This window comes from Colwellia sp. 20A7, from assembly GCF_009832865.1.
In the GTDB taxonomy this organism is placed as follows: Bacteria; Pseudomonadota; Gammaproteobacteria; order Enterobacterales; family Alteromonadaceae; genus Colwellia.
Genome location: NZ_CP047130.1, coordinates 99,089 through 112,113, shown reverse-complemented (window position 1 = coordinate 112,113; position 13,025 = coordinate 99,089). Strand labels below are relative to the sequence as shown.

At 38.9% G+C, this 13,025-nt stretch carries 6 protein-coding genes, 1 tRNA gene and 1 CRISPR repeat array; of the genes, 1 reads left to right on the top strand and 6 read right to left on the bottom strand.

Annotated elements, in window-relative coordinates; genetic code table 11:
• Nucleotides 1–2 precede the first annotated feature (2 nt).
• Both GQS55_RS00480 and GQS55_RS00475 read right to left on the bottom strand, forming a co-directional pair.
• On the bottom strand, nucleotides 3–3,080 hold the full coding sequence (locus GQS55_RS00480; RefSeq protein ID WP_159816917.1) for an efflux RND transporter permease subunit: 3,078 nt from the start codon (nucleotides 3,078–3,080) through the stop codon (nucleotides 3–5).
• A 5-nt stretch (nucleotides 3,081–3,085) separates the two neighbouring features.
• Nucleotides 3,086–4,093, bottom strand: a complete 1,008-nt coding sequence (locus tag GQS55_RS00475) for an efflux RND transporter periplasmic adaptor subunit (RefSeq protein WP_159816915.1) — start codon at nucleotides 4,091–4,093, stop codon at nucleotides 3,086–3,088.
• 427 nt (nucleotides 4,094–4,520) lie between these two features.
• Here GQS55_RS00475 and GQS55_RS00470 point away from each other — a divergent pair.
• A tRNA-Arg gene (locus GQS55_RS00470) sits at nucleotides 4,521–4,597 on the top strand.
• Nucleotides 4,598–4,790: 193 nt separating this feature from the next.
• A CRISPR array of direct repeats spans nucleotides 4,791–8,960; the repeat unit is 28 nt; unit sequence TTTCTAAGCTGCCTGTGTGGCAGTGAAC.
• Nucleotides 8,961–9,088: 128 nt separating this feature from the next.
• Here the strand turns inward: GQS55_RS00470 and cas6f are convergent.
• The 4 genes from cas6f to csy1 are packed head-to-tail and all read right to left on the bottom strand — an operon-like array spanning nucleotide 9,089 to nucleotide 13,025.
• A complete protein-coding gene (cas6f, locus tag GQS55_RS00465) occupies nucleotides 9,089–9,742 on the bottom strand; it encodes a type I-F CRISPR-associated endoribonuclease Cas6/Csy4 (protein WP_159816913.1) in 654 nt (217 codons plus the stop codon).
• Between the two features lie 27 nt (nucleotides 9,743–9,769).
• Nucleotides 9,770–10,804, bottom strand: coding sequence for a type I-F CRISPR-associated protein Csy3 (csy3, locus tag GQS55_RS00460; RefSeq protein ID WP_159816911.1), 1,035 nt, complete (start codon nucleotides 10,802–10,804; stop codon nucleotides 9,770–9,772).
• Between the two features lie 26 nt (nucleotides 10,805–10,830).
• Nucleotides 10,831–11,772 carry a type I-F CRISPR-associated protein Csy2 gene (gene csy2, locus GQS55_RS00455; protein WP_159816909.1) on the bottom strand — a complete coding sequence of 314 codons (942 nt, stop codon included), beginning with the start codon at nucleotides 11,770–11,772 and terminating at the stop codon, nucleotides 10,831–10,833.
• A complete protein-coding gene (csy1, locus tag GQS55_RS00450; protein ID WP_159816907.1) occupies nucleotides 11,769–13,025 on the bottom strand; it encodes a type I-F CRISPR-associated protein Csy1 in 1,257 nt (418 codons plus the stop codon). Before csy1 ends, csy2 begins: the two co-directional genes overlap by 4 nt.

Here is a 13,025-nt window from a genome sequence, read left to right as displayed (position 1 = left end):
AGTTAGTTTTTTATTTCCTGAACAATATGTTGCTGAGTGTTTGAACGAGTGAATAACTCTGTTAACACCGGCACTAATATAAAACTTGAAATGGCTGATATACAGAGCCCTGAAATAAGAACAACACCTAAAGGTTGCCACAAACCACCGCCATACAAAGTTAGTGGAATTAACCCGCCGATAGTCGTTAGTGTTGTTAGTAATATTGGTGTAAAACGAGTAGCGCTCGCTTTTAGCACTGCTTGCTGTTTGTTTAACCCTTCTGCCAAATTTCTATTAGCACTATCAATTAAAATAATAGCGTTATTAACCACAATGCCAAATAAACTAATCAGGCCAATAAATGCCATCATAGAAAAAGAAAGTCCGGTTAAGTACAAACCAATAACAGATCCCGCCATAGCAAAAGGAATAGAACTAAAGATAATTAATGGCTGTAAAAAAGATTTAAATTGCAGTACTAACACCGCAAAAATACCAATAGCAGTAATTAACATAATTTGCGTTAAGCCCGCGAAAGACTCTTGTCTAGACTCTTCTTCCCCTCCTAAGATGTAGTACATACCTAACGGTAAATCATACTCTTCTATGTATTGAACAAACTCTGCAGTAAGGGCGTTAACTGAATAACCAGGGGCGGCATCAGCAGATACTTTCGCCATACGTAGTTTTTGATAATGAAAATAATCTGTTTGCCCTTTTTGTAATTTCGTATCAACCACTTGCATTAATGGTATTTGTTGTCCCGTTAAGCTGGTCACATAAACATCTGACAATGTATTGATGTCAGGATTTTTATTGCGCACTAAAATAGGGTAATTTTCACCATTAGTGTCATTAAAACGACCAACATAAGTACCGGTTAAAACAGACTGAAGGGTGTTATCTAACGCATTAATATCTATATTAGATAAACCAGCTTTATCATAATCAATTTGTAAATTGAGCTCTGTATTTGCCACACCGATTGGATTATCAATATTAATAGTTCCTTCGGTTTGCGCCATTTTACTTTCTAAATCTTTGGCGACACGCTCTAAGTCGGCTAAAGATTCAGAAATCAAACGAATAGCAATAGGTTGATCGGTCACCGGACCTTGAGTAAATTCTTTTATGGTGATTTTTGCCTGTTGCCAACGGTCAAACTCAGTACGTAAAGTGCTGACAAGCCCTTCAACTGCATCAGGTTCAAATTCAGTTAATACGACAAGTATTTGCCCATATTTAACTACACCACGTTTAGGAATTTCATTATAGTAAATACGCGGATTAGAGCTTCCGACATTCAGCGCTACTTTTTCAACTAGCGCTTGTTCTTCAATAAAGTGAGTCATTTTTTGCATCACGTTATTGGTATAAGCTAATGATGAGTTAGGCGGTGTTTCCACATCGATTAAAATCATCGGTTTTTCTGCTTTAGGAAATAAACTTAAACCTACCTCAGAAAAAAGTGACAACATGGCAATTAAACTTGCGATGGCAACAGCAATAACTACCAACTTTAATCGAAAAAGTTTTTGCAACCAAGTCACATAAAAATTTTCAGCAAAATTGTTGATATAATGTTGTAGAGTTTTTATTTTTTTATTTACGTTAGCTTCTTCATTGTTATGAGGTAATAAAAATTTACTCGCTAAAAGCGGTGTAAATGTGAGTGCAATTAACAATGAAGCTAATAACACTAGAACCACTGTAACAGGCATAGAGCGAATAAAGTCACCAGTATCACTGGCTAGCATTAGCATAGGTAAAAATGCCAGCATGGTGGTAACCGTTCCACTTGAAACCGCCCAACCCACTTTACTTGCGCCTGCAGCCGCAGCGTCTCTAAGTGATTTATGATTTTTTCTTTCTCGGTGGATACTCTCTGTTACAACAATGGCATTATCAACCAAAAGCCCCAACGCAATAATAAGTCCGACAATCGACATTTGCTGCAAACCAAATCCAGCAAAATCTAACCAGCCAATAGCAATAACAAACGAAAGAGGAATAGCGATCATCACCACTAATGCTTCTCTCAACCCCAAAAATAACAGCGATAAAATACCAACGAGTACAAGCCCCTGCCAAAGGTTATCAAAAAAGCCATTAACTCTGCTTTCAACACTTTGCGCTTGCTCAAATAGCACTTCCATTTTCAATTCTGGCGGAACAGTCTCTTTAAATAATGCGACTTCTTGCTGGATGGCTTGTGTTAATGAAAAGATATTCGTATTCATACGTTGTTCAACCGTAACAAAAATTACCGGTTTATTATCATAGTAAGCTAAATAACTAGGGTCTTGGCTATTAAAACTAACCTTGGCAATATCTTTAAGGCGTAACACAAAATCATCATTAGAAAGGATAATGGTATCTTCTAATTGAGCAATTTTTTCAAAATTCCCACTAGTTTTCACATTAAATCGACGCGTATTCGCATCGACGAAACCAGGAGTAATATTAATTGCCCGTCCTTGCAACACTTGCATGACTTGCGTGGTAGAAACTTTATGATGTAAAAGTAGATCTAAATTGAGATCAACCGCCACAATTTGCTGTGGATATCCCCATATATCGGCTTTTTTCACACTACTGATGGTTTCCAAGCGTTTCTCTAAAAGTTTTGCATAAAACTCCATTTGCTTGTAATCAGCAGGCTCAGTCCATAAAGCTAGCTGCACAACAGCGACGGCTGTAGGCGTTGCCTTTAATACCAGTAAATCTTGTACGCCTTCAGGTAAAGACGGTTTAACAGAAGAAACCGCCAATTGTATTTTATTGAAAGCCAATTCAGGATCCGCGCCATACTGAAATTTAATTTCAATACGAGCACCATCATTTTTTATTTGTGATTCAACTTGCTTTATATTCTCAATATCAGCAAATTCCTCTTCAAGAGGATCAACCACTAGAGTTTCAATATCCCTTGGTGATGCACCAGGATAAATAACTTCAATCAAAGTAATAGGAATATCGAATTGCGGATCTTCACTTCGTGGCATATTCAAATATGACACAATGCCAACAAGCACCAGTAATACAACTATCGTCAAGGTAAATTGTGCGTTTTTAATCGCTAAATTAGGTAACTTCATTATGCTTACTTTTTAGTAGAAATAAGAGAGGAATTATTCCACCCTTGAGTAATAACATCTAATGCCGCTGAGTTTTCTTGGGCTGTTAAGTAAATAAAATCATTGTCTAGTTTATGAATAGCAAAAGCCTGTTGCTCAGGTACGTTATTTCTTTCAATGGTAATCAACGCTTGCCCTTGTTCATTCACTGCATTGAGAGCTGCGATTGGTAGACGATAGATATAATTTTGACTTTTTGCATAAATAAGTATTTTAGCTATTTGTCCAACAATCAATGGTTTAGTCAGATTGGTTTCTTCTAAAGATACCTCAATAGTAAATAGGTGATTTCGACTATCAGCGATGGCGGGAATTTTACTTATTTTACCATTTACTAACCCAGCATAAGCTAAATTAACTTTCACTTTTTGATTCAAATGTACTAAAGATATTTCCTCACCTGTTAAAGAAACACTGGCAATAAGATTTTTAGACAAGGTTGCGACCTGTAATGCACTTACACCTGGGGCTTGTAGCTCACCTAAATCAGTACTACGTTGAATTACTACGCCGTCAAAAGGTGCTAATATTTGCGCTTTATTCAAGTTATAAGAAGCGACGTTGTAGGCTGCCCTTGTGGTTTCAACAGCGGTTAATGCATCATCTAAATCTCGTTGTGAGCTGAGATTTTTTTCTAGCAAAACTTTAACACGATCTATATTACGTTTAGCTTGTAATAAGCGTGAATAAGTTGCATTTTTGTCGGCTAATAACTCAGACGTATCTAAAGCGGCAAGTAATTGATTTTTATTAAATACCTCACCTTCATCAACATTCAACTCTGTTAAAAAGCCTGCTGTTTTAAAAGAAAGGTTTACAACTCGGGCAAAATCAACCTTACCTGTTCGTTGTATCACTTGTGTGTAGGGCTCGGCCTCAATTGTTGTTAACTGATAACCTTCTGAGGATGAAGCCTGTACCGTGGTAACACAGCAAGAAAATAAAAGCAGACTAAAGACTTTGTTATTAAGCATTTTTAATAACTGGCGTTGGAAGAAATAAGATATGTACATTTTCATCATCATAAAATAGTAACTATTCAATAGTGTATTGTAAATATAATGACTACTTTAGGCATTTTTACCATTAAAGTACATCAATATCGTTGCCTTATACTCTCTAGATAAAGCTGTATTGAATGTAATGCGGAAATATTCATACTCATCCCTAGACAAACTCGCTTATTAGCTATAGTATTTCCGCGCTTATCGTATGCTATCAAAAGCCTAGCGCGATAAACCTCTTCTTCAGTGTTTACAGTTATTTTAAAAGAGAACACTGAAGAAAATAGTTAATATTAGTAATATGCACCATTAGCTCAGCTGGATAGAGCGTGCCCCTCCGGAGGCAGCAGTCACCTCCAGAAGTGTCACATGGGGTAACAGTCAAAAAGTGTAATATGCACCATTAGCTCACTTGGATAGAGCGCGCCCCTCCGGAGGGCGAGGTAGCAGGTTCGACTCCTGCATGGTGCGCCATTACTTGCCTCTGCGAGTAATCAGAAATAAATATCTTATTAATTCCTATAATTTTCAAATCAATTAACACTACCTTTAGTGACCGTTACTTTTACTCGTCACAAAACCAATTTTTATGCCTGTGACAGGTTTGTGACAAATCCGTGCCAAATGATAAAAACTACTCAATAAATACAGCTAAAGGAGTGAAACTTTTCTAAGCTGCCTGTGTGGCAGTGAACTACTATTTACCTTTTAATGAGGTTATCTGTTATTTCTAAGCTGCCTGTGTGGCAGTGAACATTGGTACGATTATTGATTAGAGTTGGTGGGATTTCTAAGCTGCCTGTGTGGCAGTGAACCAATGATAAGAACCCGCCCATAGCGGTGGCTATTTCTAAGCTGCCTGTGTGGCAGTGAACTTATGTATTAGTATCATTAGAGATCTTAATGTTTTCTAAGCTGCCTGTGTGGCAGTGAACACTTAATATTTCGTTTCCGTGGTCGCTTATGTTTTCTAAGCTGCCTGTGTGGCAGTGAACAAAACCAACTAGCAACAATATCTAATTTAGCATTTCTAAGCTGCCTGTGTGGCAGTGAACAGGCCCATACAAAGCTAATAAGCGAAGCATTTTTTCTAAGCTGCCTGTGTGGCAGTGAACGCTAATTCTTATGAGCTGCATTTGTGCGCCTTTTTCTAAGCTGCCTGTGTGGCAGTGAACAAGAGATAATTATTTTATAGCTACTTTTTAAATTTCTAAGCTGCCTGTGTGGCAGTGAACTATCTGACGATGGAGTTCTAAGAACAAAGTCATTTCTAAGCTGCCTGTGTGGCAGTGAACATTTCTCGCGCGTAAAAATTGACTTAGATGGCTTTCTAAGCTGCCTGTGTGGCAGTGAACAAATTGCAGTTTCGTATTACGGGGTGCTTTTTTTTCTAAGCTGCCTGTGTGGCAGTGAACCCGTCGCTGTTGAAAGCTAACCCTGTTGGGCTTTTCTAAGCTGCCTGTGTGGCAGTGAACATATAAAAGCTATCACCACTATATACGGTGGATTTCTAAGCTGCCTGTGTGGCAGTGAACCACCAACACCGCAAACAATACCTACACTGCTATTTCTAAGCTGCCTGTGTGGCAGTGAACTGATTCCTTAACCATTACTAATGCATGTTTAGTTTCTAAGCTGCCTGTGTGGCAGTGAACCTGTGAGCCTGATAATTTAGAGCCACTAACAATTTCTAAGCTGCCTGTGTGGCAGTGAACTGGGAATGGGTGTATGGGCGCGATTCTGTACATTTCTAAGCTGCCTGTGTGGCAGTGAACTGGGGTTATCAGTTTGGGCTCGATTCTGCACATTTCTAAGCTGCCTGTGTGGCAGTGAACCTATGTATTGATATTATTAAAGATCTTAATGTTTTCTAAGCTGCCTGTGTGGCAGTGAACCGTGGTTAACTCTTTTATACTAGCACCTTTTATTTCTAAGCTGCCTGTGTGGCAGTGAACATGAAGCGTCAAAAATGGTTCACGATTTTAGTTTTCTAAGCTGCCTGTGTGGCAGTGAACTAAAAGAAGTAGATCCTATTGCATACCGTTGTTTTCTAAGCTGCCTGTGTGGCAGTGAACTTCATCGAAAGGTAAAACATAACGGTTATTGTTTTCTAAGCTGCCTGTGTGGCAGTGAACAATTACTCATCAACACAGCTCCCGTGTTTTGATTTCTAAGTTGCCTGTGTGGCAGTGAACGATTACAACTTTAAAACAATAAACTGTGAAAATTTCTAAGCTGCCTGTGTGGCAGTGAACATCTTTTTATTATTTATTGTTTTGCTTTCTAGTTTCTAAGCTGCCTGTGTGGCAGTGAACTTAGTTTTAATGCCACTGTAGGACTGGTTACATTTCTAAGCTGCCTGTGTGGCAGTGAACTCAACTATTTAAAATTGAAAGAAAGTCTCAACTTTCTAAGCTGCCTGTGTGGCAGTGAACACAATGACTATTTTATCATTGGATACTATGAATTTCTAAGCTGCCTGTGTGGCAGTGAACCAAGCAATAAAAAAGCTTTTGATCACGTCCAATTTCTAAGCTGCCTGTGTGGCAGTGAACTTGGTACGATTATTGGGTAGAGTTAGGGGAGGTTTCTAAGCTGCCTGTGTGGCAGTGAACGTACTGATAGCCTCCTTTTATTCCTATTATTATTTCTAAGCTGCCTGTGTGGCAGTGAACTGTTGCTTGCGATAACAAAGCAACTTTGGCATTTTCTAAGCTGCCTGTGTGGCAGTGAACAAAGACGTTTTGGGGTTCCAAGTCTTCTAAGATTTCTAAGCTGCCTGTGTGGCAGTGAACAAGTTGAATTAAAAGCCCCGTTTACGGGGCTATTTCTAAGCTGCCTGTGTGGCAGTGAACTCGCGGTATTCTCTGTGTAAGCTCGTAAGCTCTTTTCTAAGCTGCCTGTGTGGCAGTGAACTTAGTAATAAGTTTAGTATAGGTCTGACTATTTTTCTAAGCTGCCTGTGTGGCAGTGAACGTCTTCTATAGTATTACTCTTCATTCCCAACGTTTCTAAGCTGCCTGTGTGGCAGTGAACAAAATGAAAAAGCAGAAGCCGCGCGAAAGAATTTTCTAAGCTGCCTGTGTGGCAGTGAACAGAGCCGCAAACTTAACGGCCATTTCAATAATTTTCTAAGCTGCCTGTGTGGCAGTGAACTTTGCAACATTGATGCAGTTAACCCCTGCCATTTTCTAAGCTGCCTGTGTGGCAGTGAACTGAACCATCATTGTTAAATGTTACTCCTATGGTTTCTAAGCTGCCTGTGTGGCAGTGAACTTCTCGTTGGTGGCTTTACGTACAACAAAACATTTCTAAGCTGCCTGTGTGGCAGTGAACACCACTGATGCTATATACGCTTATGATTTAGCTTTCTAAGCTGCCTGTGTGGCAGTGAACATGCAGATCTCCCAGTGTTAACGCGCTAGCAGTTTCTAAGCTGCCTGTGTGGCAGTGAACTCTTTTGATATCATTGAAACAGACTTTGCTACTTTCTAAGCTGCCTGTGTGGCAGTGAACGAAGAAATGGATATTGAACGCGAAGAATGTGATTTCTAAGCTGCCTGTGTGGCAGTGAACAGCGGCTTTAGTGATTCGGGCGCGTTTAAGGCTTTCTAAGCTGCCTGTGTGGCAGTGAACTAGATCCATCAGTGTTAAATTTCACATCGTATGTTTCTAAGCTGCCTGTGTGGCAGTGAACGAAACAGCAGTTACAGTAACGCTAGACGACGCTTTCTAAGCTGCCTGTGTGGCAGTGAACGTTTAGGGTAGCCGTTATAATCAAAATGTTCATTTCTAAGCTGCCTGTGTGGCAGTGAACAATATCCTGACGGCTCGGTGCGCTATTGGACATTTCTAAGCTGCCTGTGTGGCAGTGAACAGGCGAAGGTGATATTACATCGATTCCATACTTTTCTAAGCTGCCTGTGTGGCAGTGAACTCGATGTGGCTCAATCAATCATTGCGCTAACATTTCTAAGCTGCCTGTGTGGCAGTGAACTAGCTTACAATAAATTAATGTCTTTGTTGTCATTTCTAAGCTGCCTGTGTGGCAGTGAACATGATAGAGAATTTAACCGCTCTAATTGGTGATTTCTAAGCTGCCTGTGTGGCAGTGAACGCAAGCAACAAAAAAGCCTTTGATCATGTACATTTCTAAGCTGCCTGTGTGGCAGTGAACTAAAAGCGTTTGTGCTTTGTGATGTATTGCCCTTTCTAAGCTGCCTGTGTGGCAGTGAACTTCGCGCTGCCTTTGTGCTAGTTTTTCGCGCTTTTCTAAGCTGCCTGTGTGGCAGTGAACTTAAAAATTGAAGACATAAAAAAGTCTGACGCTTTCTAAGCTGCCTGTGTGGCAGTGAACCCATTACCAACTGCTTTAATCACACTTCTACATTTCTAAGCTGCCTGTGTGGCAGTGAACACATAGTTCCTGAGTGGACGAGTGCTGGCGGCTTTCTAAGCTGCCTGTGTGGCAGTGAACATAAACAATCCAAAAGTTCAAACCACTATGATTTTCTAAGCTGCCTGTGTGGCAGTGAACTATTGCCTTGTACCAGTTACGGTGTATTAAATTTTCTAAGCTGCCTGTGTGGCAGTGAACACCTCACCTGATGATAAGTCAGGTTCTGGAATTTTCTAAGCTGCCTGTGTGGCAGTGAACGGTAGCAATTTCCTTGATACTGGTATTGGCTCTTTCTAAGCTGCCTGTGTGGCAGTGAACTAGCTCACAATAAATTAATGTATTTGTTGTTATTTCTAAGCTGCCTGTGTGGCAGTGAACTTGCTTAAAACTAAGCTGCGACTTTTAGAATCTTTCTAAGCTGCCTGTGTGGCAGTGAACAATAGAATATCACGCAAAAAACAAGTTACAACAATTGATTAAAGTAAAATATGAATTTTTACCTTGTTTTTATCGTTTGTTATAACTTGTTGTTTTAGTTTCTAATTTTTAAAGAGCAAAAATTAAGGTTAAAACTGGGGAATACTTACCAGTTTTCCTTTATGGTTATGATTTACACTCAAACCATAACAATTAAACTTTCCAAATTGTTGCTCGGCAACCTCTACCTTTTTGATAAACAGTGGGAATTTTCTACTGCTAGCTAAATCACGTTGTTTCGTTTCTTGGCTTTCTAACCAAATAAAAGGTGCGTTGTTATTCGCTTTAGGTTTGCTTTTTTCAAGCTCGGCTAAACAAATATCAAGCGGTTGTCCAGATTTTTCAGACCAACGCTGCGCTTTGCTGAGCATATCTTTTTCTATACGCGCTTCACCTTTCACTTGCACTCTAACAAAACTCGCATGTGTCACCTTTTCTGGTACGGGTTTTATTGATTTTATATGCACGTAATCTTCAAAGCGATTAAGCCACTTAGCTATGTTTAGTTCAGTTAATTGCGACTCTGTATTTGCCAGTAATCTTAATTGATTGCCTAACGGAAACGCTTGCTCAGCTCTTTTTTCAGCATTATAATGAGGGAAACTAACGGCTATAGCCGACTCATTATCTGCCACTTTGTTATCAACTAAGGCAATATGCACTTGTTGGTACACCTTTTGCCAAATGAAACCAAGGGTGATGTCGGCTTCAGGCAGTAAGGTTATATCGAGATAATATTTCATTTTCTTTCTTCCTATATGAAATAAAGACTACTTGTCGCTTTCCCCAAACACACCGCCACGTAATAAAATAGCCATAACATAATGCTCATCTTCCACTCGATCTAACTCTGTGCCGCGTGCCCATTTATCAAAAAAGGTGTAGAAATCTTGTTTATCTTTAGGGGTTCTGTACGCTTTTCCTAAATTGGTGACTGCACCATAAGGTTCTATTGCGATAGGCCCTGCTGTTTTTTCTGCATCATCAAATTCTGGATACCAAGTATCGATACTGCGCAATGCATTACCTAGTTTTTGCGAGTGCATGGCGGCAATGTTGTGCACTGAATAAAGGATTTTACTTTTTTTACCTTTACCTTTATCAAGCACTAACTCTTCACTTGGGTAGACTTCTTGCGCCTTGCCTACCTGCACAAAACAATTAACTTCCAACATTAAAAAATCATCCGCACTTGATAACGCTGCAGCGATACGTTCGCCCAATTCAGCAACTTGTTTGTCATCATGATTAAAATGACGCGTGCTAAATTGCGTTGCGTCAAACACCCATGATTGTTTGCTATTTTTATTTAATGCGTTTACTTGTACTTCTATATTTTCAGCACCAACGCGATTACGCCATAAAAAACGTGCATTCGCTAAATTAAGTGCATAGCGTTTTCCTAATTCTTTAAAACCTTCTTTTTCAACATAAGCTGATACCGCTTTACTGTAGCTTTCTTTAAATAATGCGTTGTTACAGGCTGAAGGATTTTGTACGCCGCCTAACACTTTTAAGGTAAAGTGCAGTTTTAAAGTATCTTGCTCTGGTGCAAGTGCACAGCTGTCGACTGTTTGTAAGTTAGCTTTTTCTACTTCGGCGTTTAATTTTACAGGATCGCTTTTAATTGCTGCTTTTAAGCGGTTTGAAATAGTACCGCGCACTGACTTTTCAATGAGCTTTAACGAAATCTGGTTACTACTTTTATTTCGTTCTTCCCATTGTGTGCCATACATATAACCATCTGATGGTACTAATTTTTTTTCAAATGCCAATACTGATGCGGTATCTTGATTTTTAGCCATGATAATTTCCTTTTTAATAAATTAAGTTATGCGTAATACGCGTTTTCAATTTCTTCTTCTGTTTGAGCTGTTTTTTGAATTTGAGCACAAAGATACAAATTATTGGTTTGGTCTGTTTGATAGCGCCACAATATTTCATCAATTGATTTAATGTTATGAGGCATTTTAAATTCTCCTAGCGTTACCACACTTTCAGCAAAGCGGTGCGCTGTATTTGGATCTCGTTGATTTTTGGCTTCGCCTAAATCCGTTAAACCGTGAAAACCTGCTGCTATGGGTACAATCCAACCTTTATTTTTTCGCTTACTCGTCCACTGAATAACTTCATCATTTTCATGTTGCTGTTTTGTACATTCGTGGTGAATAACAAGGCTGTCTAACAAAGCATCCATCGCGTCTTGCCCTGCTTTCATTGCCTCAATCATTAAATCTCGGCGTTCAATTAAGGCATAACCCGGCATAAGCTTTCGTGTTAACGTAATAAGGTCTGCTGTATTACCCTTTTCAACTTTGAAAAACTGCGGTGCTTTAAACGTTAAAATATCACCGCCAGCCATTTTCATGTTGCTGTTAAGTAAATGGGTAATTTTTTCTTGCAACGTTTCTTCATCGTCTTTTTCAATGCCTGTGTATTCAATGACTAATGACACAGCTAAATGACAACGTGCTTCTTCAATAAAAGCACTTCTTGCGCCTGTTTTATCTAACGGGTTACCCGTACCAATAATTGAATGTACAAAGTCATCAACACCTTTATGGGTTTGTAAGTCACATTGATGGTTAACCACAGCAACGCTATTAAATTTAATATCACTATAACCTTGCGCATTTAACTTTCGTTGCAGTGCGTGTACCGCGCCAAGCCATGCCGTCATGGCAGGAAAGCCAATAGTAAACGGGCTAGAAAGTGCATTAGCGTTATGTACTTTTATATGAGGTAATAACAATAATCGTTTTAACTTGTTCATTTAAAAAACTCCTTATTACGTTCAATCACTTCGGCAAAGTGTAAACGTTCCGCCTCGCCTAATTTGATTGCTTTTTTATCTAACACTTTTTCATAACTACGCAATAACCATGCAGATATTTCAGTGATAAGTGAATTTAGCCATTGCTCTGATTTTTCTCTTTCATCAGCAAAGTCATCATGTAACCAAGTACGTTGTGTACTTGACAGTGAAGATGTTTGTCCGTGGTATTGCGCTTGTGAAACTGCTCGAACCGCCCACATTTTTTCAATCAGTAAATCTATTATCTGTTGAAGGTAGCGATCACGCGCATCACGAATGTTGATATTATTGCGTGTATCCAGAAACACGTTATGCAGTGCTTTGAATTGAATAACATATTCATATTTTTTAAATGACTCTGTAAAAAAATCACTTTTAGGAAAGTGAATATTTCGCTTTTCAATACTCGGTGGTAACGACGATAAAAGGTGTGCTTTACCGCCATTTTGATTATTTAAAACACTTATATTTTGTGGCTTTGTTCCACCATAACCTATGGTGGTTAAGCCATATATTTCACTATAACCTTGCTCGCTAAATTCGTTTTTACGTTTTTTATCACGAAGTTCTTTCACTTCTTCTGAAAAACGTAATTTATCTAAACGAGAACGCAATTGATAAACCATGCCTGAATTAGTTAGCAGTGATAGTTGGTGATAATCATCGTCAACAGGGAAATATACTTGTTTTATTTTAGAGCTAGTAATACTTTCTGTTGCGCCTTCAACCATAGCTAAAAAGCCATTTCTTAGCTCTTGATATTTAGCAGATTTAATTGTTAATAATGCTTGTGCTAAATCAGTTTCTTGTTGAATATGATTAAGTAAATTTTCACCGTCTTGCATTACTAAGGTTAAAAATTTATATACATCTAGTGCGGCAGCATTACCTAATGCATCAGTAGCAACAGACACATTACCTGTTTTTAAGTAACCATCTTCAATTCTGTCTATTTCAGCTAAAACAGAAGAAACATAACCATTTTTATTTTTTCTCGCGCTAGGATGGCTAAAGGTGCAAGGGTGAGTAGACATAGATATTTGCCCCGCTCTCTTCGCTGCATTAGGTAACCATTCATTTAATGAAAATTGCTGCTCACACTGTTGCTCCATTTCAGCAATTTCATGATCTTGCATTACTGCTTTCACATTCTTTTTTAACCACGCTTCTTTTCGTTCAGAAAAGTAATTTTGTATTGTAGGATCTAGCAT

Coding starts and splice junctions, on each gene's coding strand:
- csy1 (WP_159816907.1), bottom strand. CDS start 13,025: ATGCTAGATCCTACAATACAAAATTACTTTTCTGAACGAAAAGAAGCG.
- GQS55_RS00475 (WP_159816915.1), bottom strand. CDS start 4,093: ATGCTTAATAACAAAGTCTTTAGTCTGCTTTTATTTTCTTGCTGTGTT.
- cas6f (WP_159816913.1), bottom strand. CDS start 9,742: ATGAAATATTATCTCGATATAACCTTACTGCCTGAAGCCGACATCACC.
- csy3 (WP_159816911.1), bottom strand. CDS start 10,804: ATGGCTAAAAATCAAGATACCGCATCAGTATTGGCATTTGAAAAAAAA.
- csy2 (WP_159816909.1), bottom strand. CDS start 11,772: ATGAACAAGTTAAAACGATTATTGTTATTACCTCATATAAAAGTACAT.
- GQS55_RS00480 (WP_159816917.1), bottom strand. CDS start 3,080: ATGAAGTTACCTAATTTAGCGATTAAAAACGCACAATTTACCTTGACG.